General features: G+C 33.8%; 14 protein-coding genes. All 14 read left to right on the top strand.

Annotated features, from left to right (window positions below; all coding sequences use genetic code 11):
- Nucleotides 1-227: 227 nt before the first annotated feature.
- The 14 genes from DZ858_RS01655 (at nucleotide 228) to DZ858_RS01585 (ending at nucleotide 25808) form a co-directional block, all read left to right on the top strand.
- On the top strand, nucleotides 228-1277 hold the full coding sequence (locus DZ858_RS01655; RefSeq protein WP_117157837.1) for a hypothetical protein: 1050 nt from the start codon (nucleotides 228-230) through the stop codon (nucleotides 1275-1277).
- A 210-nt stretch (nucleotides 1278-1487) separates the two neighbouring features.
- Complete coding sequence (locus tag DZ858_RS01650; protein WP_117157836.1) at nucleotides 1488-1703, top strand: hypothetical protein; 216 nt, start codon at nucleotides 1488-1490, stop codon at nucleotides 1701-1703.
- Nucleotides 1704-1706: 3 nt separating this feature from the next.
- Entirely contained in the window at nucleotides 1707-2213 is a 507-nt protein-coding gene (locus DZ858_RS01645) for a J domain-containing protein (RefSeq protein WP_158548337.1), read from the top strand.
- A gap of 12 nt (nucleotides 2214-2225) precedes the next feature.
- Entirely contained in the window at nucleotides 2226-3236 is a 1011-nt protein-coding gene (locus DZ858_RS01640; RefSeq protein WP_117157834.1) for a hypothetical protein, read from the top strand.
- 98 nt (nucleotides 3237-3334) lie between these two features.
- A complete protein-coding gene (locus tag DZ858_RS01635) occupies nucleotides 3335-6868 on the top strand; it encodes an ATP-dependent DNA helicase (protein ID WP_117157833.1) in 3534 nt (1177 codons plus the stop codon).
- 399 nt (nucleotides 6869-7267) lie between these two features.
- A complete protein-coding gene (locus tag DZ858_RS01630; RefSeq protein ID WP_147309559.1) occupies nucleotides 7268-8455 on the top strand; it encodes a hypothetical protein in 1188 nt (395 codons plus the stop codon).
- Between the two features lie 14 nt (nucleotides 8456-8469).
- Nucleotides 8470-8763 carry a hypothetical protein gene (locus DZ858_RS01625; protein WP_117157831.1) on the top strand — a complete coding sequence of 98 codons (294 nt, stop codon included), beginning with the start codon at nucleotides 8470-8472 and terminating at the stop codon, nucleotides 8761-8763.
- A gap of 1078 nt (nucleotides 8764-9841) precedes the next feature.
- Nucleotides 9842-10228, top strand: coding sequence for a hypothetical protein (locus DZ858_RS01615; protein WP_117157829.1), 387 nt, complete (start codon nucleotides 9842-9844; stop codon nucleotides 10226-10228).
- Nucleotide 10229: 1 nt separating this feature from the next.
- Nucleotides 10230-15158, top strand: coding sequence for a hypothetical protein (locus DZ858_RS01610; RefSeq protein WP_147309558.1), 4929 nt, complete (start codon nucleotides 10230-10232; stop codon nucleotides 15156-15158).
- A gap of 9 nt (nucleotides 15159-15167) precedes the next feature.
- Nucleotides 15168-16664, top strand: coding sequence for a carbohydrate binding domain-containing protein (locus DZ858_RS01605; protein WP_117157827.1), 1497 nt, complete (start codon nucleotides 15168-15170; stop codon nucleotides 16662-16664).
- Nucleotides 16665-16723: 59 nt separating this feature from the next.
- Nucleotides 16724-17383, top strand: coding sequence for a hypothetical protein (locus DZ858_RS01600; protein WP_117157826.1), 660 nt, complete (start codon nucleotides 16724-16726; stop codon nucleotides 17381-17383).
- Nucleotides 17380-23325, top strand: a complete 5946-nt coding sequence (locus DZ858_RS01595; RefSeq protein WP_147309557.1) for an RHS repeat domain-containing protein — start codon at nucleotides 17380-17382, stop codon at nucleotides 23323-23325. Before DZ858_RS01600 ends, DZ858_RS01595 begins: the two co-directional genes overlap by 4 nt.
- Nucleotides 23326-23332: 7 nt before the next feature.
- Nucleotides 23333-24553, top strand: coding sequence for an RHS repeat domain-containing protein (locus tag DZ858_RS01590; RefSeq protein ID WP_158548336.1), 1221 nt, complete (start codon nucleotides 23333-23335; stop codon nucleotides 24551-24553).
- Nucleotides 24554-24587: 34 nt separating this feature from the next.
- On the top strand, nucleotides 24588-25808 hold the full coding sequence (locus DZ858_RS01585) for an RHS repeat domain-containing protein (RefSeq protein WP_117157823.1): 1221 nt from the start codon (nucleotides 24588-24590) through the stop codon (nucleotides 25806-25808).
- Nucleotides 25809-25811: the final 3 nt, after the last annotated feature.

Here is a 25811-nt window from a genome sequence, read left to right as displayed (position 1 = left end):
TAAAGAGAAAACCAATCTTAAAATGTCTAACCACAATTTTGGAATAAGAATACACATCTAAATTTGATTTGTTAAATACATGATGGTTTTTAAAAAATCTTCTAAAAGGCTAAATCCTATATTTTTTTTGCAACTAGGGTGGTTTTGATGATAATTAAAGATTTTGTTTATATTTGAGAACTACTCCCCTCTTTTTATAGCTATTTATAAATGGAATATAAACGCATTTGGCTTTATATAAAGGCAAGCCAATATTTGAACAAAAATTGAGAACTGAAAGACCAAAAATTGCAAAAATATTTACTGATTGTGCTGATAAAGCTAAATCCAGTACCAATACTTGTATGCATCCAAATTGCAATGAGAAAGCCATAAATTCTCATATAATGCAAAAAAACGGAATTTTATCGTCCATTGCAGATGACAATCATTTATGGGAATTATCAGTAGATCATTTTAAGCAAGAATATGTAGGTCTTCGAAGAATAGGTATTAATAAAATATACACTTTTAGTGGTTTTTGTAACAATCACGATTCGAGTGTATTTAGCAAAATTGAAACTCAAGGAGATATTGACTTTAACGATTATGAATCTTGCTTACTTTTCGCTTTAAGAACAGCTTATAATGAACTTTGGCTAAAAGAAGTTGTAATCAAAATACAAGAATGTATAATAAATCATTCCGGTGTTGAGGTAAACGACGAAATGTTAAAAGAAACGATACGTCAAAACAAGTTGGGAATTAAAGATTTAGAGTTTTACACAAATTCAATGTGGAGCGATTTAAATAATAAATCCGAATCGTTTTTTTTTGAATATCGAGAAATGGATTTAACAGAACTTTGCTTGAACTCAATTTACACCTACGATACGTCACAAGAAATAATGGATTATCAATATAAATATGGGAAAGATATGGAAAGAACTTCTGAAATTTTTATTTCATATTTCCCTTATTTGGGAAAATCAATTTTATTAATGGGGTATCATAAAGACGATGCTTCAAAAGTAAAGTCTTTTGTAAATATGTTTTTTAAGGAAAATATTAAAAGAACTAATAGAAGATTATCAAGTCTTATAGCATTTAATTGCGAAACTTGGGTTTGTTCAAATACATTTTATAAAGAAAAATTTAAGGGATTAGACTCTGAATTTTTTAAAGCAATGCAGTTTTCAGGAAAAAACGGGAACGAAAGAAAAACGTTTAATGTCAATATTTTTAAACCTGATTTTAAAAATAACTTTAAAAACTTTATAAATAAAAGTGTTGGCTAACAATATTGCTTGTTCTCGACTACTTCTGAAAATCTGAGAGGATTTTCAGTTTGGTGTACACTAGCTAAACCACTTAATTACAGATGGCCGAGACCATTGTGCATAATATTGAAGAAAGACCCTAAACCTTGAAATAAACACACTTATTTGCGTGAAACCCGAAGAAAAAAATAAAACGAATTTAAAATTTTACTAACTAAACATATAATCATGTCAAAAGTCATTGTTACTATCGGAATTATTATTGGATTTATTTTTTTATTTGGAGTTATCGTAGCATCTAGCAAAGGAGGTGGAACACCTGGATTTTTAGGATTAATTCTTTTTGCTGGTATGGTTGCAGGAATTCGAGCAGTTTGGAAAAAACCTCCAGTAAAAAATGAAGTTACGGAAACTGATAAACATCAACTAGACAAAAAAGACTAAATTGTGTTTAAAGATTATTATTCTATTCTTAAAATTCCTCAAACAGCAACTCAAGCTGATATAAAACTTGCTTTTAAAACCCAAGCTTTAAAGTGGCATCCCGATAAAAATGTTGGTAAGGATACTACCATGAAAATGCAAGAAATCAATGAAGCTTATCTTATATTAAGAGATGGCGATGCCAGAAGAAGATATGATATTGAGTATTCAAAATACAAAGACTTCAAAAAACAAAATCGATATCAACGTGAAGAGCGGGAATACAAGAAAGAAGAAAATACAAAAACAAAATCAAGGAGCTACGAATATGAAGTAGAAGATGAAACATTAGAAAAATGGATGAGAAATGCCCGTAGACAAGCGGTGGATTTAGCCAAACAAACACTCCAAGAAATTGTAGGTTTAAGTGTAGAAGCTACTAAAAAAGCTGGTTCTAAAATGTTTCAAATGGCTATCTATTATGCAATTTCCGGATTCATAATTATGCTTTTATTTAAAGCTTGCAATTAAAAATTATTCGATATGAAAAACTTAATAGTTTGTTTTACAGCATTTTTTGTACTCTTAATTTTAAATTCTTGTAATGAAAAAAGGGACACAACGTTTAAAAAGTTCGATGTCGGAACTAAATATTTGATTGATTTGCCAAACACATACAGCAAGACTAACGAAACTACCTGGCAAGCAGGCGAACACACTTATTTTAACATTAGCATGGGGGAAATTGGAAATTCAGATTTAAAGACTGAACTCAACGAACATTTAACATTGCGAAATACTAAAGATTTATTTGAAAACAGCGAATTGATTCGGACAGAAGAATTTGAAAAAAGCGGTTTTAAAGGAGTTATTTCTTTCTATGAAGAAGATCTAAAAAAACAAGGAGTAGGTATTGTTACCCTAACATCATACGGAGTTTTTGCAATAGTACGAAATAACAGGGAGCAATTTACAATAAATTCAATGGCACTCAGCGACAATAATTTTGCTCAAATTGCTAAAAGCATAAAGTCTATTGAAATGAAAGAAAAAACTTTAAACATTCCTTTTGCTAATAAATTTAATAAAAATGAAGCAATAGAAGATGGCTACCAAGTATTTCAAAAAGAGAGATTTATGGTAAAATGTAATAAAGAAATAAAGCTCGATAGATTGAGAATACAACAAATGAAACAAAACGGAATGAATGATAATTCAAGACCATTTCACGTTTACGATAATGGTACAGATTATAATATTAATGTAAGCAGTTTTGATAAAGTCCTTGCAGGACAAACAGAACAAGAAATAATTGATTTCAATAAAAATGATTTAGATTATTATCAAGCAAAATTTGACGAAATGTCCATTAAGAATAATCGAGGGAAGTATAAAAAATTTGATGCAGTCTATTATGAGAACACCCAGAATGGAAGAACTACTAAAGCGGTATTCTTCCATCACAAAATGAAAAGTTATATGCTTCAAGTTACAGATGATAATAATGTCGAAAAGAAATTTCAGGAGTTTATTAAAACCTTTGAAATAATATAAAAAATTGCGTAAAGTACTATTTACAACAATTACTTATAGCCGAGACTTTGTAAGCAAATGAAAAATAATCGAATGATAACACATTTTAAAAAGTTATAATGTCCAAACACATCTCACTTAGACTTGCCTGGCATGATGATGGATGGAATGGGTACGTATGCCGTGAACCAAAGAAGAATACCTATTGCGTTGGGCAGCAATCTTACCCCGGTGATTTAATCTCAAAGGCGCGAGACTTGGACTGGGAGGAACAGAAAGGTGTAGCGGGATGCCATTGCTCAACTATTGATGGGATTCCTCCATGCTCATATAGCATTAATGCATTCGGAACAAAAGCAGTAAAAGGGGAGAGTCATCCTCCAGACTTTTTTCGTGACGACTCTAGCGGAATTGAGTTTGAAATCCCAGCTGCTACTGCCTGCATATGGCCATATGAGCAAATGTACTCAGATGACATCAAGGCCGGACCAGAATCAAGTCAAATCTATGATTATGCAAAACGCTTACAAGCAGCCAAAGATTTTTTCAAGAAAGTATCACCAGATCAAAGCTTAATTTTCTATTATGCAAATAAAAGCAACCCCTTTAGCCAAGAAGATAGCAGAAATTTCGTTCTGGTAGGAATCTCTAGGGTAAAGAAGGTTGGAGATGTTATGTACTACGAGAATGTATCAGAGCCCAATCGAAAGAAATATGCTGATGGCTTTGTCTGGCAATTGCCAATCACTTCTCATTTTCCTGATGAGGGATTCGCCATCCCATACCATAAATATCGAGATAATCCAGAAGTCTTGGAGCACATCACCTATATCCCTGAAATAGCTGAAAATTTCAAATACGGGACGAAACACATTTCTGATGATGATGCATTGATTTATGTGGAGCGGCTAACTGAAATAGTCAACTATTTAGAAAAGATCGATAATACTGAGAACTGGGAAGAACGAAAGAAATGGTTGCTGAGCCTTCAGAATGACCTATGGACGTACAGAGGTGCATTTCCGGGTTTGTTCTCTGTCTTGGAAGTGATGGAAATGCCTGAATTGATGAACTTTTATAAGAAAGCAGTCTCAAAGAATAAAGATATTAAAGCAAAGAAGACAATCTTTCAGTATCTCAATGACAAAAATCTTAAAGACTTTCCTTCCGATAATGTTACGGATGCCATATTAAAGCAATACCAGAGAAACTGGATCATTAAAATCGAGTCTTCTGAGAAAAGGCAACTGATAGAAAATGTTCTTAGCAGAATTGATCTCAAACCCCATCAGATAAAACTTATTCTTAATGATAATCGAACAGAAAATGGATTGCTGGCAACTCCAAAAGAAATCATTGAAAATGTGTTTCTGCTTCAGGAGGAATTTATTGGTGATGATGGTTCCGATGTGATTAACTTCGAAAAGATTGATCACGCAGTATTGCCTTCTCAGGAATTGGGAATTGATATCCTGATTCCAAAAGATGATCCAAGAAGGCTACGGGGACTTATAATTGATGTTCTGAAGAAGGAGGGTGTTCATTCTTTCATCGACCAAGAGTCAATCCTCGATACTGTGAATCGAAAACTCGCTAACTATCCGGAATGGAAGAAAAATGATTTTAACAAGGGGTATATTGAGTTTGATCAGGGTTTTTTTGATCATAAGATTATTACCAGAACAGCAGAGGGTATCACTTATTTCTACCACAAGGATGTATATGACCAAGAGAGGTTTATCGAGAAAAATCTCAGGAACCTTATTGGTCGTGTCGATGTGGAAATTAAACGACCATTTAGCAAACAGAAGTGGGAGAACGAAATTTTAAAACCAGGCTGTTCCATATACCTAAAATCTCCTGAAGAATATAAAAAGGCTGTTGATGGCCAAGTACAGGTGTGTCAGCAGATATTCACAAAGCCATTAGCTATTTTGTCAGGTGCAGCTGGTACAGGAAAGACTACTGTGATTAATGCTATTCTTAAGGCAATTCAACTTAGTTCGAATAATACAGAAAAATGCCTTTTACTAGCACCAACAGGCAAAGCATCGGATCGCATGCGTGAGTCTACCAAAGGTTCAATAGTAAACACCATGACCATTCATCAATTTCTGGCTCAATGCGGATGGTTAAATCCAAACTTTACGATGAAAAAAAATGGTGGAAAGCGAGAAACTCAGGTGACTACATACATTATTGATGAAACCTCAATGATTGATCTTGAGCTCATGGCTACTCTATTCCGTGCTATTCATTGGGATTATGTCAAACGGTTAATTTTTGTAGGTGATCCAAACCAGCTACCACCCATCGGCAAAGGCAAGGTCTTTAAAGAAACTATTGAATTTGTAAAGTCTGCTGAACCTGAAGCTCACGGTGTACTAGGCTACAACATGCGCCAAATGGAGAATCGTATCGATAGAAAAGGAACTGGTATCATTGATTTGGCTTCTCTATATACTCAACCGGATAATCTTAATCATTTTGAAGTTAAGTCTGATGTTGAAGATGTTTTAAATCGATTGAATGAAGAAGGAACATTAGATAAGGATGTGAAAATTGACATATGGGAAAATGAAGATACACTCGAAAAGCATCTGATTAAATCCATTCAAGTAGATATGAAAGAGTCCGGCTCAGACAATATCATGGATTATCAGGTAATTTCTCCATACCGTGGTGAGCTATTCGGAACAGCTAGACTGAATGAAGTCTTGCAAGAAAACCTGAATGGACAGAATGTCAAGAAAGGACGTCTGGCAAGTATTACTTACTTCGATAAGGTAATTCAATTCACTAATCGTGCCGGAAGAAAATCGTACTTTGGGTATAATTTTGATTCACACCAAAATGAACGAGTAGCGATATACAATGGTGAAATGGGGCAAGTTTGGATTGATGCTCGTGATCGAAAACGCTACAATTACATTAACAATATTCAACGCTTCAATGTAAAGTTCAACCGTCAAAAGAATTACTCGATTTCGTTCTCTGGTGATAAGCAGGTTGAAGAGAACATCGAGTTAGGATATGCTATTTCGGTCCACAAGGCTCAGGGAAGTGAATTTAAATACTTGTATTTGGTTATCCCACAATCGAAGCAAGCTCTGCTTTCTACCGAGTTAATCTATACAGGTATTACCCGAGCCTCAGTGAAACTTAGACTCTTCGTTGAGAAAGATTTAAGTATCCTTCAAAGCCTCAGAAGGCCGGAACGATCTAAACTTAAACTCATCAACTCATCACTCTTCAATTTTGAGCCTCTCCCACTTGAATTCTCCAATATGGGAGGGTGGTATGAAGAAGGAAAGATTCATAAGACATTGAGTGAGTATATGGTACGAAGTAAGTCTGAGGTAATTATTACTAATCTACTTGTGAGCAATGAAGTCGAAAGCTTCAGCTATGAGACTATTTTGTATGCACCTGATAAGACATTTTACTTACCTGATTTCACCATCAACGTAAACGGCAAAACTTATTACTGGGAACATGTAGGTATGCTCAATAAACCGAAATACAAACAAAGGTGGGAGCAAAAACAAGTTTGGTATGAGAAACATTTCCCCGGACAACTACTAAAGACATACGAGAGCGGTGAGCTTACTATAGAAGCTCAACAAATTATAGAAAAAATTAAAACTATATAATATTAATAAAATTCTGCTGTGTAAAATAAAAATTGAAATCCTATTGTAATTTGTTGAGTAGTTTTCTTAATTATTTATTTCTAACAATCAATTTTTGAAAAAAAGATACACATTCATTTGTTCGCCGATTGAAAGCCCTTTGTGGGGCTTTCGGCTCTCTTCATTCAGCTTCGAGTATCTATTGGATTTCGAAAGTCATGGAGTATAAGTGGTCAAATATTTAATTACCTACTTAACTTCAATTAACTAACCTACCTTAAATAGTATTATATATCATATGCCTACCCGATTTTAAAATAAACTTTCTTTCCTTTTTTGAATACACAATATAGCGACAGCTTCATAAACCCACAAGGGCTTAAAGGACTCTATCCATTAAAAAAAATTAAGTAATGAAACTTGAAAAAAATATTAATACCATCTCAACTCCTCAAACAAATAAATAATAGCATCAAATCATCGCCTAACTATAACAAATATCAAATAAAGCAAATCAACCGACTTAAAAAAACTTTGATATCTCTTTGGATGTACATATATGAGCGCCAGATAGCCTCAAATGAATCATCTTACGATATGTATGTAAATATAGGATGGAAGGAATTGAAATCGTTTAAGCTCATTTTAAAAGGCCGGATGATTCAATACAGTGAATTAATTTCTCTATTGAAAGAGGCAGAAGTAATCAAGATAAATAAAAAATATAGTGTTGATTGTTTTACAAGATCATATAAAATTGATCTCTCTTTTCTTAACACTACTCACTTCACGGAAGTAGAGATTAATTTTGAAAAAGTATTTCGAAATTTAAGGAATAAAGAGTATTGGCTCGCAAAATATCCTAAACACCATAACTTGATAGAAAACTCATATAATGTCCGTATAGACCTTGATAGTTATATATATTGGTTGCGGGACAATATAGGAAAGGATTTAAAACCAAAATGTGTTAATGGGGTTGTTCAGAAGAGAAAGCTAACTCCAGAGATCGCTCATAATTCTGTACAAAAATGTCTCAAGGTGAATTTACAAAATCTGTGGTTCAAGGTTTCTGCTACCGGTCGCTTTTATTCCAATGTCGTTAACTTGCCATCCACAGCTATACCATTCATGTCATTATACGGCCGTGAGGGATTAAAAAGCATTGACATTGCTAACTGTCAGCCACTCCTATTAGCCACTAGGATTGACTCAGAATGTTATAAAAAAGATGTTGGTATGGGTGTATTCTACGAAAATTTAGCTACTCAGACAAATAGTGATAGGTGTGACATTAAGTTACAGTGCTTCAAATATATTTTTTTCAATGAAAAACCATTAAAATCTGGAAAGCTCTATGATAGTATGGAAACGTTATATCCAGGCGTAATACAAAGTATAAACGAAATGAAACAAAAAGAAAAGCTTTGGGAAATACTGCAAAAAAAGGAGAGTAAAATAATTGTAGAAAGAATAGGGGTAAGTGCAGGGCTACAGGTAATTACTCGACATGATGAAATTCTGTGTTTTTCAGAAAACAAAATAGAAATTCAGAATATAATAAGAGAAGAACTTAAGAAAATGAATTTAAATGTTCAATTAAAATAAACCCATACTTTATTATGAAAAACCTTGAAGAAAATTGGATAGAGCGACTAGATTTTTACGAAATAGCACATAAGAAAATAAATGACTACTTCGTGATAAATCATGACAAAACATCAGGAGATTATGTCATTATGGTAGATTTCTATAATGATAAGATTGAAGTAGCTCATCACGAATACGTTTATATATATTTAGAGATGAATTTCAGATTAGAAGAATCTTTAAAAGATATAAATATTGACGACTTAATAGGAAGTAACTTCCCCGAAAATTATAGAATTGGCCTGATCAATGAGCTTCTTAATTAACATATTTTATTTTTGTAATTAAAAAAAAAGTAGCGGGTTAAAAAACCCGCTACTTAGTATAGGTAAATACTTAATCTAAATAATTCACAACTTATTGTGATATATAATACAAAGATATATACCAGAGCCGTTATAAATTAATAATTTATTAATTTTAACAATAATTTAACAATTAATATTTTGTATAATTATACAAATTACAAGTTTGTCAAAATCTACAAAGTTGATGTTTGAAGTGATTACCTATAATTGACTTTTTTTAAATATCTAGTTTTTTTAAATATTGAATTCATAGCGACTAGTTAGATCTCGGAAAATGTTAAGATTTTTTAGCTCATATATAATCTATCATAAATTAGTCTTCTAAACCATATTCAAAAAGACAAAGCCTTTTAATTGACCAGTAGAAAAATACTACAACAAGTTTGATAATGGAGCTATCATAGCTATCTGTGTAGAGCTATTACAGGAGTACTGGGGAGTGGGCCCAAATCTGTGATTCGTGAGTGGGTAATACCCAATTTTCTCCAGAAATCCGGCTTGCGATCCATAAGACAGATAATATAGTCTGAATGGTGTTTTGCAAATTTTTTCAACGCACCTGCATTTTCAATATATTCAATTTTAATTGGTTTTTTAAGTATATCCATCATTGAGTGTTTTAAATTAAAAATTGCTTTTTATAGTTAAGGTAATCTTTAGGAGGCGATATACTTCTTTATTTGTGTTAGAACTATTGGTTATTTGGTGGTTTTAGTTATAGCTAATTTAAAAAAATAAGTCCATTTACGTTCTAAAAAAACGGCCACAAGTTCTAATTCTGTCTCGACTAAAATGTCGAAACCCATATGTATTAACATACAGACGTATTTAGAAAGGGAAAGAGAAGAATTATAGAGACAAAATATTCGATTCACTAAATCTTACATTCAAAATTCACCCTTTTTATGCTAAAGTTCATTGAAAACACTTTATGTACTTAAAACAACAGGTAATAGATTCAAACCAACCTTTAATAGATTCAAGGTTTTTCTAAGGTTATGATTTTCTAATCTTACGGAGAATAATGTTTTAAGGAATGAAATATTTACACCTCATTTTTTACTTAGTACTGTTACAATCTTGCACAACAATTTATAACGTTGTGCCTGCAGTTCCATCAAATCCAGAGGATTTCATTCAGTTAGAAGATAATATTACAACTCATCCACGATACATAAATGATGACCATATAAGAGTAATCTATCAAGAAAATTATAACGATCAAGATGGGAAGTTGGAATATAATATCTACAATCAAAAGCAAGTAATTGTTCAAAACAACATCACACAATCAGTTGCTGTCAAATACGGAACAAACAAGCTTAGCATTCCTTTAAATAATCTTTCATCGGGCATCTATACACTGGAAGTTATAAACGAAAAAGGCGTAAAGAAATATCTCACATTTTTAAAAAGTGTTTAAAATGACAAAAATAGTAACACTAATAATTTTTCTTCTTTTCACTCATTTGATGTCAGGGCAAACAACAGGACCTACGCAGCCTGAGGCCGCTGGATTTGCCCCGATTGGAGTGGATGACATGGTTAATTTATATACGGGGGATTTTAATTATAATATCCCATTGATGGTCATTCCAGGACCCGATGGTGGTTATCCTATTAATGTGTTTTACAACAGTAATGTTGGGATGGATCAAGCAGCAAGTTGGGTAGGTTTGGGTTGGAACTTAAATGCTGGAGCAATACAACGAAATTTAAGAGGTACACCAGATGATTTTAAAGGAGACTTAATCACTAAACAGTTTTACACTAAACCAAGTACAACAATAAATTTTGATATAGCTGTTCCGCTATTAAAAAAAGAAATTGCAGGAGCTGAGCTATCAATTGGTAGTGGCTTTGGAGTCTATTATAATAATTATAGTGGTTTAGGAATTAATGTCAGTCTCGGAACTACCTTAAACCAAATAGATGATGCTAAAAACCAGGATGGATTTGGGGCAGGATTAGGTCTTTCTTTTGGGAGTCAAGAAGGTTTTAGTTTAACTCCAAGCTTATCTTATAGCAGTTATAATGAGGATAAAGATTTTTTATTTGTGAATGGGAAAAGTAGAACTACCGCTCTCGGCGCAACAATTAATTCTAAACAGGGATTTGGGGATCTAAATCTAAGCCATGCAAGAAGTAGGCAACAAGATTTAACTCTTAGGGGAATGATTGCGGACAGAGTTTTAAGGTTGGATGATGGACCTGGATTAAATTTGAAAAAATCTTCCTTTTCGGGTAAAATATCATTTGCATCCTCGGCCCCAATATCATCCATTCAAGCAACACGGTATTCAACCAATAGCGGATTTTCTTTTACCCCAGACCCTACAAAATCAAATGTGTTGACAGATAATGAAATAGCATCTATTTCAGGAAATATATCCCGTTCGTGGGTTACTGGTGAAGAAATAAAATCACCTGCTTTTGGTGCTATGTATATGGCGAATAAGAATGGCGAAAATGCAGTTACGGATTTTTATAGGGAAAACGAAGGGCCGATAACAAAAGATAATGTGTTAACAGGTATTCCAGTTTTAACTTATGATGTTTTCAGTATTCAAGGGCATGGTGTAGGTGGGAGTTTTAGAGCCTATCAAAATTCCATAGGGCGATTAGCAGACCCAAAAAAAAATTCAATATCGGTATCTGAGAGTCGTGGAATTGAATTAGGTGGGCCTGGGGCATTCAAAGCAGGGTTTGATTTTACAAACACTTATTCAGGGGCTTATTCTGGAGCTTGGAAAGAGCACTATAATAGACCATACTACTATTTACACGAATTATATGATTACAAATTTAATTCAAAAACCACTTCAAAACCACTCTTTGAGCCCTTCTATTTTAAGATGATTGGCGAGGCATCCGCAATGGATACAACTATTTGGGAAGAGTTTCAGACTGACAAGCCTATTGCATTTGACATAAACCTAAGATGGGATTATAATATTCTAGCTGCAAAAGCTCAGGCACATTCCGGTTATAATAGATCTGGGAATACTTTTAAAGGCAAAGAAAATGAAGGGAGAAGTCCTCGGACCCAAAACATAGAGTATTTTACAAAAGATGAAATCGAGAATTCCTATACTTCCCCACATATTGTTAATTACGATACTAACAAGTTAGAACCGATTGATTATGATAAAGGAAAAGGATATCACCTTAATGGTATATCGGTGTTAAAATCAAATGGCGTGCGTTATAATTATTTTTTACCCGCCTATAACCACACAACTGAGAAGGTAACTTTTTCCGTTCCTAACGGAAGAAAAAAATATGGTGCTAAACATTACTATACTAATGGACCAAATGGTGACAATCCAAAAATAATAGAATCTATTGCGCCCTATATTAATACAGTACTAAACCCACCAATACCTGGCCCTTCATATGACGTTTTATCATTTGCAAAAGTGAATAATAAGGCTGGTGAAGACGAATTTTATAGCAGGGAAACCATTCCAGCCTATGCACATACTTTCTTTATCACTTCCATTTTATCACAAGATTATGTGGATATTAAAAATGATGGACCCACTATGGATGACATTGGCACTTATATTAAAATGAACTATGAAAAAGTACGTGACTACAAATGGCGATTCCCATTTAAAGGTGCTTACTATTCTAAAGGCTATTTGGAAAATACAGAAGACGATAAAGCATCTTATCAAGAAGGTGAAAAAGATTTATTTTATGTAAAATCCATTGAAACTAAAACCCATATTGCGGTGTTTGAAACCAAAAATTCAGAATTAGTTGATGCTTCAGAAACTAAGCATCAGAAAGAATTAGTTTCAATAACCCTTTATAGTAAAGCAGACCCAAAATGGGTAAAAGAGTTTTACTTAAACCAACCAAGTTCTAATTGGCCTAGTCCTATTCAAACAGTTCACTTAAATCAAGACTATTCCTTAAAAAAAGGGATTCCTAATACCACAGGAAATGAAATGGCACCAGCCTTAAAAGAGCTATACTTTACCTATCAAAATAGTACAAATGGAGAAAATGCGAAATATCAATTTAATTATGGTGTAAATCCAGACTATTCAGATCATCAACAAGATCGTTGGGGCGCTTATCAAGAAGATCAATTGAGAAAGACATCAACCAATAGTATTCCAGATATACAAGTAAATGAAAACCCATATACATATCAAGAAGAAAACTATGCCAAAAGAGATAATGAAGCTTCCGCGTGGCTATTAAATGAGATCACTTTACCATCCAAAGGCGGTATTAAAGTTGAATATGAAAAGGATGATTATGCTTATGTGCAGGATAAAAAAGCTACTAGTTATATAGAACTTTTAGGCACTGGAGATAAAGTTTATACCAATAGTAATAGCATACGCACCCAAGTTAAGACTGATGATGTTTATTTATATTTTAAATCACCATTCCCTTTAAATAATGATAAGAAAAATGTGCTGAAACAGATAGAAGGAATTGAATTTGTTCGCTTTCGGGTTTTTATGGAACTGAAATATCCTGATAGACTTTCTGATGTTGTAAAAGATTTAAATAAGGATATGGCGAAAGACTATGTGGAAGGGTACGCAGAAGTGGAAAAAGATCTTTCAAATGATTTGAACGATTTAAGCACGGTAGGTTACATTGAAGACACCAATATTGGCTATTTTAAAATTAAAAGCCTCAAGCCTAAAAACTCCAGCACTTATTTTCTGAATCCTATTCGCTTAGCAGCATTTCAATATATCAGGAAATCAAGACCAGACCTTGGGGTACAATACGATGGAATTGAAAATGCAATACCAACAGTTTTCTTTACAAAGAACATTCTTTCCATGTTAGATGAGGCATCAACTATGATTACTGGGTACTATAAAAAAGCACAAATAAAGGGCTGGGCTTCTCAAATGAATTTAGATAAACCCTCTTATGTGCGATTAATAAGTCCTGAAAGAAAATATGGTGGTGGCGCAAGGGTAAAAAGAATTAAGTTAAAATCTGATGAAACTAATGCCAGAGAATTTGGACAAACTTATGATTATACTTTATCAGATGGAAGGTCATCGGGCGTGGCAGAATGGGAACCTATTTTAGGAATTGAAGAAACTCCATTCACACTTCCCATTTGGTATAATGCCAATAACAACGGTCATAAAATCATTTTTTCTAACGAGCAATCTTTTTCTGAAGAACCTTTGGGGGCAGGATTATACCCAAGTGCATCCGTTGGTTACAGCCGCGTCACCGTTAGAAATTTAGAGAATGATAATGTTACTATGGCTCAAAGCGGCATCAATATATCAGAGTTTTATACTGCAAAAGATTTCCCTACAAAAGCCAAAAGAAGCGGCGCATTGTTTGCCCCTTATTGGGCTCCAGTGCCTATACCGTTTATTGGGCAACAAAACACTAGGTACAATGGCTATTCAATGGGGTATTCATTCACGTTAAATAATTCTATTTACGGAAGACCGAAATCGGTTGCTACCTATCCATATACAATCGACCAGCCAACCGGAGAACCCATACAAAAATCGGTTTATAAATATAAAACCTTAGCTAATGACAATAAATCTTTAGACAATAAAGTGATGACACTTTTAAAAGAAGGCAATAAAAAGGAAGTATATATGGGCAAGGAAATCGATTTTTATATTGATGAAATTGAAGCAAATACATATAGTATAGGTTTAGGTGGGCAAGTTAACATTAGCTATCAACCACCAACTTTAGTTTTACCTAGTTTTTTTCCAAAGATAAACACCGGACGAAAGGGTACACGCTACCTTACAACTAATAAAATTATATACAATACCCCTATTTTAGACAGCATCATTCAGTATAAAGATGGTGCGAAAGTATCTACCAAAAATTTAGTGTTTGATCATGAAACCGGTGAACCAATTATAACATCGGTCACTAACGAATGGAAACAACTTATTTATACCTATAATTTCCCTGCACATTGGACCTATGAACAAATGAAAGGGGCTTATAAAAATTATAGAGCAACTGTCAAAATAGACAATGCTTCAGGAGGAAAATTCAAATTAGATGCTGGATTAAATGTTAGTGGACAAATTCCGGAGGAATTATTTCAAGATGGAGATGTATTAATCGGTAGTGATAACATAAAATATTACATCAGTGAAATAGACAGAGTTGCTAATACTTTTAACCTAAAAAGTAGAGACAATTCTACACCTACAATTACTTCTTTACAGACAAAATATTTTACAATTATGCAATCTGGTTATAAAAACCTGCAAAGCACCAAAAAAGGAAAGATTGTGAGTTTGGAAGATCCTACTGATGCCTCAAACATTACTAATACAGGAAATATCCCACTCTTTATGATGAAATATAACAATTAAAAGATCAATATGAAAAATGTGTTTCTTATACTCATTTGCATTAGTTCCAACCTTGGATTAGCTCAAGGTTATAAAATATTGCCTTGTGGTCATGATGATAATTATAAAATTGTCCTACAAAGCAATATCAATGTAAACTATATAGATTTTAAAATTATCGATATAAGTACTGGTGGAGAAGACGTTTTATGTGAAACTAAAATTATGCCTATGGATCAATCGTTCTCCATACATCAGGTTTCATTTTTCTATGATAAAATTCAATTCAATGTAAATTCATATGATCCAATTACAGGTATAGCGTTTATGTATTATGATGATCCAACTAGTGCCTTTAATGGTATTCAATTTAAAATAGACATGAGTACTATTAAAGATTGTATTGAATGTATTGAACGTAACTCCATAACAATCCTCCACGCAGATACCACCGAATTTTCAGACGATTGGAAACTTAATTATTCTGAGTTAAAAGATGAATCTACAGATATAACAGGATACTCCTTATCTGATATAGCGAACAGCACTTCTGCTGGAAATCCATATGCATATGGAATGAAAGGTATTTGGCGACCCATGCGTACATCGGCATATTTAATAGACAGATTACAAAGTGGGAATTATGGTGATAAATTGAGGTTAGATAAAGATGGTGAGTACAAAGAATTTTACTGGTTTGACTGGGAGCAACCTATAAGCTATAACGAAAATTACAACTGGCGCTGGGTTAATGAAGTAACAAAATACAATGTTAATGGAGCTTCAAAAGAAGGAAGAAACAGATTAGACATTTACGCAGCATCATTATTTGGTTATAACAATCATTTAGTAACGGCTTCCGCATCAAACTCTAAGACAACAGACATTGCTTTTGATGGATTTGAAGACTACTCTGTTGATCAGTATAATGTCTACAATGGAAACGGTCATGGCAATCTTAAATTTTTAGGAAACACGTATCAATTAAGCAATTTTGCCCATACCGGAGAAAAAAGTCTAATTGTTGAGTTTGGGATCAAACATCAGGTTGATTACAATCAATTGGATGAAGATTATTTCTACCCCAAACGCGGTAAAAAATATTATATCAGTGCGTGGGTTTCGAACAATTCAATTCCAGATAACGGAATAATAATAGTTAAATCAAACGCTACTGTTTTAAATACGATTGAATTGAAACCAGAGTCTCAAACTATCGATGGGTGGAGGAAACTAGAAGGGACTTTTGAAATACCCATTACGTCTAATACTTGTGAAATACTATTTAGCAATAAAAATGATGATCAAGTAACACTTTTTGACGACATCCGCATACAGCCCTTCAACTCAGGTATGGAGACTTATGTCTATGATCCAACCAATTATAGATTAAAGGCCACTTTAAGCAATCAAAACTATGCGACCTTCTACAATTATGATGAGGAGGGCAACCTTACCCAAACTAAGGTGGAAACCGAACGGGGTATAAAAACAATTTCATCTAACCGCAATAACATCAAGAAATAGTGAGCTCAACATATTCATATATATATAAACTGTTCTCTTTTTTATTTCTAATAATAGGAATGAAATTGATCGCACAAGAAAAAAAGGATCCAGAGCTATCCTTTTTAAGAGATGTATACAACACATATAATACTGCTCATAGTTATGAAATGGAAGTTGAAGTAGCAATGTTTAATAACAAAGAAACATTGGCTTATCCCAAACAAAAAAACTATACACTAAAATCCTATGATAATTTTTACATCCAAACACCAGAATTAACAACCATTCAGACTACTAATTATCAACTCGTAATAGATCATATTTCAAAAGAAGTAAGATATGTGAGTTTTAATAAAGAAGAGCAAAAGCACTTACAAACAGAACACATAAAATCAACCCTTCCAGATTTTTCTGAAATGAAAGATATGATAGCATCTATTAAGAGGGATACACAAATAACAACAATAGCTTTCAAAGAAAATCCGACGTTTAAGAAGACTGTGTATACGTTCAATACCGATTCTAAACTTTTAAAAACTGTCGACTACTATTCGGTTAGTCAAGAATACGGGCAACCAGCACATATAAAAATCGAATATCTAACAAGCAACTTCAATCAAAATATAGATGATTCGATTTTTCGATTAAATAAGTATTTAATTGAAATTGATAGCAAGCTTCGACTTACAACTCCTTATGAAGGATATAGTTTAGTAAATAACCACACTGCGCAATGATGAAAAAACTATATATTATATTAATCTTATTGCTAGTATCACATTATTCTATTTCACAAGAACATTTTGTCGAGGGTTTAAACGGAGATGACATTGCATATGGAAATACAATTAATTTAGAAGATCAATACTTTAAATGTAGTTCCTCATCTGCCATAAATTGTCCCTACCCTTTTGAAATAGAATTCACAAAACTTTACACCAAATTATATTTTGATGACGCACTTAGAAATTATTATGGTGCAGATTGGTCTATAGAAATTGAATATAACATCAAGTTATATACTTATGTAAGCGGGACAACTGTTTCACAAATATTTTCCGGTAAAAAGTTAACCATCAACTATCACCCAACAAATAATTATAAAGATATTGCTCTCGAAATATTTCCAATATCAGGAGATCAATTTACTAAAGCCGAAGTCGAAATCACGGATATTATTATACTAGATAATAATACAAGTACTACCGCCCAGATAAATAATAGAATTCCTGATGATGTGCATTTCGATTTAAATCTCGAAGTAAATAGAATATATACTTTAAATCCTAATCAAAGACCACGAGTTAATAGTGTAGGGACATTTAGCAATGCTACAAATGAATATACCATCTCCTGGGATTTTCTACCGGGAGCAGCAGAATATGATGTAGAATGGTTATTTGTAGATATTGGAAATAATACTCAAACAGACAACTTTGAAATCGACTTTAGAAATGCAACAAGAATAACAACAGAACAGCATTTTTATAAAATATCGATGGCATATCCTAGAGGGTTTTTAATTTATCGTATTAGAGCGATTGGTTATGAAGAAGCTACAATAAATTCAGGAATATACAATAGAAGAGTTGAAGGAGCTTGGTCTTTTAATCAACGAGGGCTTTATAAACAAAATGGTGTAGATTTAATTCCAAGGTCAGGAAACACATCAGGCAATTCTAGATATTGTAACACATTTTATTTCTGGAATGGTTTAGAAACCAACAAAAACTGGCAATACAATGTAGTCTATGCCGAAGATGGAAAACGCAAAGAAGTCATTAACTTCTATGATGGTATTTTAAAACCAACCCAAACGGCAACCATTTTAAATACGGATGAATCAGCTGTAATTGCCCAACCTATTTACGATTTTATTGGTAGGACCAGTTTACAGGTTTTACCCGCGCCTCAAAAAAGTCAAGGGATTCGTTATTATAAGCCATTACACAAAAATTCAGCTGGACTAGATTATAGTTATAAAGATTTTGATTTAGATCCAATTAGAGGTAATCAAACCACACCTCAATCTCCAAACATTGTAGAACCTGATAAATTGTCGCCAAATGGAAATCTTGGCGCCGGGTATTATTATTCTACTCAAAATACAAATTCTCAGGGAATAAACAGTCCATACATTCCAGATGCAAAAGGCTATCCTTATTCTAGAACTATCTATAAAAATGATGGTTCGGGTCGTGTAAAAGCAGTAAGCGGTGTTGGTAAAGAATATTTTGGAAACAATGGAGCGATGCAACACGAAACCAAATTTTTATATGGCTCCCCGTTTCAGGAAGAATTATTTATGCTCTTTGGAAATAATGTAGGTTTTGCCGAGTATTATGAAAAAACGGTAGCCATAGATGCTAACGGACAAGCTTCAGCCGCTATTAAAGATTTATCCGGCCGCGTTATCGCAACATCTTTAGCCGGAGATGAACCAGACAATTTGCTGGCTATAGATACTAAGCCCGATAAGCCAATTACTTTAAAAGTGCATTTAAATGATTTAAATGAAATTTCAGAAGAAAGTTTAATCGTAAACAAAACATTGATCGCTATTGGAACTACAACTTATAATTTTTCGTATGAAATAGATCAGGCACTTTTCAATAATTGTGGGGTTAATGCCCAATGCGCTTATGATTTAGAAATCTATCTTTTAGATGAATATGGTAGTCGCCAGAAACTAAAATATAAAGGGACTTTGGTTGATGAAATTAAAAAAGAAGCAATTACCGGGACCAGTTTAGATGGAATGCCTTATGAGTTTTCTACAAAAAAAGTTTCAACAGGATCTTATCAATTAGTTAAAAAGCTAACACTTAATCAAGAGGCGGTTGACAAAGCAGTAATAAAATGGAAAGAAAACCAGACCTGTATTCCAAAACGAATTATAGACCCAATTACTTCATGCAACCCAGATTGTGAAAGCTTATGCGAAGAATCATTTATGACAGCCAAAGATCGGGATGGTGTGCAGTATTATATCACGGAAACGGGAGTTCATGTGGCTAAAGTTGAAAATGATGTGGTAACAACAGTTATAGATCAACAAGAATATACACGTATTCAAGGAGAGATCGTAGCATGTAAAGACCAATGCGAAGCTTATGATCCGACCGAACCTCTTATGTCTGAATGTGAATTAAAGCTAACGCTCTTAAAACAAGATATGTCTCCAGGTGGTCAATATTTTGATAACCTACCAGATATGTATCAACCTGCGCCAGATGTCAACACACTAAATACAAGTTATGATGAGAACGGATGGCTGAATACAATTTCAGACCAAGAATTTTATAGATTAAAAGATTGTTTTGGGAGTGATGAAGGTAAACGAGAAGGTTTATTTAATGAGCTAAGAAAAAACTGGAAACCAGAATACGCAGATATCCTAGTGTCATTACATCCTGAATGGTGTGCCTATAAAACCTTATGTTGTGGTAAAGCTATTTGTGATATTCAAGGAGAAGGTGATGAAAATGTAAATAGAACTAATGGTAATCCATCAGACGATCCCTCACATTCTGATTGTGACCCTTTAACTCCCGCAGATCAAACTCAAATAAATACATGGCTAACCAATACCGATTTCAAAAAGCAATCACAAGATGCACTTATTGAATTAGGACCTAATGCAGATGCATCTACAAGAGCAGAATTTACGCCACAAAAACTTGAAGATAGGGCAAGAAAATTTTATGAAGAATATTTAAAATATCAAAAGGTTAAAAGCGAATGTTCTGGTTTGTACCTAAAATCAACAGATGATAGCGGCTTTACCTCTGATGGTTTTGCCATTAGATACCCTGAAAATTTTGTGTTTGAAAACCTTGATCCCGATCACCCGGAAAATTCTGAAAATGAATTTTCCTGTGAAAAACAAGCAGAAGAAGCTGCAGATACTTTTATTAATAAACTAAAAAGCAAATGTGATCTGGCGACTCCTAGTCAAGAAGATGAACTGCGAAAATTTGTTTATAATCAATATTTAGAAGACTGTAAAGACCCTGCTGTTACAGTAGACATTAATGAAGCTATAAGAGAATACATTCGGTGTTCATCTCAACTTCCGGAAGCTTGTTTTTTAGAAGCCTTGCCCGAACAAACTGATGAATCTTGTGCCTGCGCAAAAATCAACAACTTTGTAGTAGATGTAAATCAAAGTATTGACCCCAACCGAACTTATGAAGATATTGTTTCTGATGCAAATGCCGCCAATTCCCAAGAAATACAAGATGCTTTAGACCTAGTTCTTGATACAACAGAATTAGGCTTAAAGCCAAATTTTTCTGATTGGTACAAAAGCTGTAATAAAAAACCGCTGTACTCCTGGACCGGCGGCAATCCCTCTACTCCTTATGAATTAGCAAAATACTTTAGTTGTAATGAAACCGAAAAGGAAGAAGACCCAGACACAGATTGTGTAACAGTAATTAATGCCTATGCACAAGCCATTGCAGATGCAGAATTTGAACGATTGCTAAATCAAAAAGCAGAAGAGTACAGACAAGCTTATATTGCTGGCTGTCTTGCTAAGGCGCAATATTCAGAGAAATTTGAAATGGATTATGAGTACAACGAGTATCACTATACCCTGTATTATTATGACCAGGCAGGCGATTTGGTAGCTACTGTACCACCAGACGGCATATTTCAGAAAGACTTAAAATCTGGAGCTGTTGTGCATGACAGTCGCATATTAAAACCAGCGATTCATCAAAAAGCAATGGAGTATTTAAAAGATCCTGATAACAACCCATTCGTACATACACAGCATTTAATGGTTACCAATTACCAATACAATTCCTTACAAAATGTAATCACACAAAAAACACCCGATGGAGGTATTTCAAACTTTTGGTATGATGCTTTAGGTAGAATGGCTGTATCGCAAAATGCAAATCAGTTAACCAGAAAAGCATATAGCTATTTACAATACGATGCATTAGGAAGAACTATTGAAGCTGGAGAACTACTTTCCCCTACTCCTATGGACAAAGTAACAGCCGAAGATATCAACGATTATAATAATCCTGTGGCTAATGGAGGTGCTAATTTATTACTGAAGTGGTTAGACGGCAAAAAGAGAAATGAGCGCACCTTGTCGTTTTATGATGAGGTAAATACAGCTATTATACCCAATAACCATCCAGCATATCAATCGCAAAACAATTTAAGAAACAGAATTAGTGCAGTTGTTTACGATAATACAGGAGATTCTTATGACGACAGTACCAATACACCCCCATCGCAAAGAGAAATACCTTTAAAGTACGATGCACTTACACATTACACCTACGATGTGTTAGGGAATGTAGAAACCCTTTGGCAAGAAAACAGAGCCATTCCGGGGGCATTTGCACAACATCGTGTAAAACGTTTGGATTATACGTATGATTTAGTAAGTGGTAACGTCAACCAAGTATCTTACCAGAAAGATAAAGAAGACCAACTTATGCATCGTTATAGTTATGATGCCGACAACCGTTTGGTAAAAGTAAGAACCAGTGTTGATGACATGATTTGGGAAACAGAAGCCCGTTATTTCTACTATGCCCATGGACCTTTAGCCCGTGAAGAAATAGGAGATAAAATCGTATTTGCAAACGACTACATCTATGATATTAGAGGTTGGATAACTGCTATGAATTCCTCTATGGTAGATGCAAAACGCGATGCAGGAAAAGATGGTATGAAAGGCGGCTTAAACGAAAATATAGGTCGCGATCCTTTTGCCTTTAGCTTACACTATTATAAAGATCATTACCAACCAATTTCATCTAGTAGCAATAATGTGATTGCCAGGAATTTTGATGCCATTGACATACTCAACCCTAATGATAGTAGAGATTTATACAATGGAAACATAGCCAAAATGGTAACCAGTTTAAAAAACCTGGCCCAAGAACCTATTGAAGTAATGGCAAACGCCTATCGTTATGATCAACTTAACCGTATTAAAAGCTCTAAACCCTATTGGGATAAAGGCAGTAACAAACCTTTAAACGATAATGCTTTTACAACGGATAACGCACGTAATGAAAGCGAATTTTATAACGCTAATTATTGGTTTGATGGTAATGGAAATATAGAACGATTACAACGGAATAGCATTACAAGTGCCTATTTATCTAATGAAAAAATGGATGATATGACTTATGGCTATAATAAAGTGAATTCTCCAGTGCCAAAAACTACTGCAAATGTTTTAACAGCTAATGCTAAAGTTAATAACCAATTATTTGAGGTGGAGGATGCCATTACCACTGCCGGATACGACATAGATATAGAAAGTGGACAAACAGCTAATAATTATACCTATGACGAAATAGGACGCTTAGTACAAGACCGACAAGAAAATATCAAAACGATTAACTGGAACGTAAGCAACAAAGTAACCAGTTTTATACAAACTGATAAAGATGCAGATGTAGTTTTTTATTATGGTCCTTTGGGAAATCGAATTGGGAAATTAGTAAAATCAAAAGACCAAAACACTGGTATTTATGACCCAACAAAAGATACAGAAACCTATTATATGCTAGATGCTCAAGGCAACCCAATAGCCATTTACAAATACAATACCAATACAGGAAAATTAACATTAGAAGATTTCATCCTTTACGGAAACAAACGCTTAGGAACTAATACCCAAAATAAAACCATGAACTAAAATGCTAATGCGAATTTTACTTTCCATATCGTTTTTAGGTTGTTATACTACAAGTATTGCACAGACCAATAAGCGCACGTTAGGCAACAAATCGTATGAGTTATCTAATCATTTAGGAAATGTTATGGTAGTAGTGAGTGATAGAAAAACACCAGCACCAGAAACCACAAATACAACCATTGCCTTTAACGAAACAGATATAATAGCTTTTAATGATTATTACCCCTATGGGATGTTACTAGATGGAAGAAACGAAAGTAAAGATTACCGTTTTGGTTTTCAAGGTCAAGAAAAAGATAATGAAGTAAAAGGGAGCAACAATAGTATTAATTATAAGTATAGAGTCCATGACCCAAGGTTGGGGCGATTTTTTGGTGTGGATCCTTTATCTTCAAAATACCCTTATAATTCTACTTATGCGTTTAGTGAGAATATTGTCATAAATGCGATTGAGATGGAAGGTTTAGAGAAAGTAGACTCTTATGATAAGGAATATCTTACAGAGAGAGGGATAGAAAAAACATACTCCTACAATCATGACAACAATCCGATGGATAACCAAAGCCCATTTGCTAATAACCCAATTGTCGAGGCCGTTCCAATTTACAGTAGAGTTTCAAATGATGATGAAGTTAATTTAAAGCAAAGACAAGAGGGCTGGTTGATAAAAAGAAAATTTAGCACTTTATCAAAAATGGAAGTATATAGGGTCAGTGAATTGGCTCCAAGTCCAAAAAGTGATATAATAGTGCCAGTTTTCAAAAGACCCCCACCACCTCCTGTGGTAGCACCCATAAATCCCCCTATTGCACCTCCTGCCACACCTCCTGTTGTAAATAATACAAATGTCAATAAAATTGTACCTATTCAATGGGATTTGTTGGAAGCAACGATGAGTAATCAAAATTGGACGAAATTAAAAGATACTTTTGATGAAGTTGTACAAATATTTAATAACGATCCTACGAGTTTTTATCGAGTAAATATAATCATGGGGGCGACTATGACTTATAATAATTCAAATACTCTAGTTCCATTGGCTGAGGCAATGGGATCAACGTATATAAAAGGTAATGCTTCTTATAGTGGAAAGACATTTAAGGAATTAATTAACGCTCGAAAAGCTTCTCTAAAAAATGTTTTAAGTCAGATGGGAATACCATCCTATAAAATAAATATATCTGTAAGGATGAGTCATAACGAAAATATAAATGTTCAAACCGATTAAAAGTTTGCCAATATCTAACAAATAAGAATATAGAATGTTTAGAATATCAAATATCATAATACTTTTAATCGCATCCTACATTAATGCCCAAAACCAATCCCGCACTTTAGGCAACAAGTCTTACGAGGTGTCCAACCACTTAGGTAATGTGATGACTGTTGTTAGCGATCGAAAAACACCAATACCTGAAGCCACAAATACAATAATTGCTTTTAACGATACAGATATAAAAGCCTTTAACGACTATTACCCGTATGGAATGGTATTAGAAAATAGGTCGCTGAGCGAAGCCGAAGCGCACCGATATGGTTTTCAAGGTCAAGAAAAAGACGATGAGGTTAACGGTGCAAATAATAGTATTAATTATAAATACAGAGTACATGACCCAAGGTTAGGACGCTTTTTTGCTGTGGATCCTTTAACTTCAAATTATCCACACTATTCATCTTACCAGTTCTCAGGGAATAAAGTAATTCAGTATATAGAACTTGAGGGGCTAGAAGAGGGTAATGTTGTAAGTCCAAATACGTATACTATGAAAGAAGGTGATACATTCTGGAGTTTAGAGGAAGCATGGGGTATGGAACATGGAACATTAATCAGTGCTAATCCGGAATGGAAAGGTTTAAATGAAAATGGAGTTAAGAAAACACATATTATGCCAGTAGGTACAGTTATATCCATTATTGGTGTCTCATCAGAAGTTAATTCATTTCCAAATTTAGTTAATACTAGATATTCATTAATTGAAACAAGCCAAGAAAATGATAAAGAAGATAGCGAAAGAAATAATGAGATGCTTGATGCAATACAAGAGTTAAGGTGGAAAAAAGCAGATTATATGCTTAATGCGGGAGAAATTGATGATCTTGGTAATACTCGATCCATTATTAGTATTGGAAGAAATCCTAAAAACATATTAATGCCACCTTCATATGTAGACTTATTATTTCAATTAAATCCATATAAATTTTTGGCAGATGCTACAGGTGATGTTATAACAAAAAAAGAGAATGAAGCTCACAGTTTTTTAATGAAAAGGTATAGACAAAATTGGCAATTCCAAGATGAGTTGTGGAATGAATTAATCGAGTTGTACAACAATGAATATGACAAACCTCATTATATAGATTATAGATGGATTGATGGAAATTTAAAAAAAGTAATAATTCAAGGAGTAAGACCAAAACCAGATAATCCTATGCCTACTTTAGAACAAGAGTTAAGAAAAGATGTCCTAATGTGGGATGATTAAAAA

Source organism: Marixanthomonas ophiurae (genome assembly GCF_003413745.1).
In the GTDB taxonomy this organism is placed as follows: Bacteria; Bacteroidota; Bacteroidia; order Flavobacteriales; family Flavobacteriaceae; genus Marixanthomonas; species Marixanthomonas ophiurae.
This window is presented reverse-complemented; position numbering and strand designations above follow the sequence as displayed.

Coding starts and splice junctions, on each gene's coding strand:
- DZ858_RS01650 (WP_117157836.1), top strand. CDS start 1,488: ATGTCAAAAGTCATTGTTACTATCGGAATTATTATTGGATTTATTTTT.
- DZ858_RS01640 (WP_117157834.1), top strand. CDS start 2,226: ATGAAAAACTTAATAGTTTGTTTTACAGCATTTTTTGTACTCTTAATT.
- DZ858_RS01635 (WP_117157833.1), top strand. CDS start 3,335: ATGTCCAAACACATCTCACTTAGACTTGCCTGGCATGATGATGGATGG.
- DZ858_RS01625 (WP_117157831.1), top strand. CDS start 8,470: ATGAAAAACCTTGAAGAAAATTGGATAGAGCGACTAGATTTTTACGAA.
- DZ858_RS01615 (WP_117157829.1), top strand. CDS start 9,842: ATGAAATATTTACACCTCATTTTTTACTTAGTACTGTTACAATCTTGC.
- DZ858_RS01610 (WP_147309558.1), top strand. CDS start 10,230: ATGACAAAAATAGTAACACTAATAATTTTTCTTCTTTTCACTCATTTG.
- DZ858_RS01605 (WP_117157827.1), top strand. CDS start 15,168: ATGAAAAATGTGTTTCTTATACTCATTTGCATTAGTTCCAACCTTGGA.
- DZ858_RS01600 (WP_117157826.1), top strand. CDS start 16,724: ATGAAATTGATCGCACAAGAAAAAAAGGATCCAGAGCTATCCTTTTTA.
- DZ858_RS01595 (WP_147309557.1), top strand. CDS start 17,380: ATGATGAAAAAACTATATATTATATTAATCTTATTGCTAGTATCACAT.
- DZ858_RS01590 (WP_158548336.1), top strand. CDS start 23,333: ATGCGAATTTTACTTTCCATATCGTTTTTAGGTTGTTATACTACAAGT.
- DZ858_RS01585 (WP_117157823.1), top strand. CDS start 24,588: ATGTTTAGAATATCAAATATCATAATACTTTTAATCGCATCCTACATT.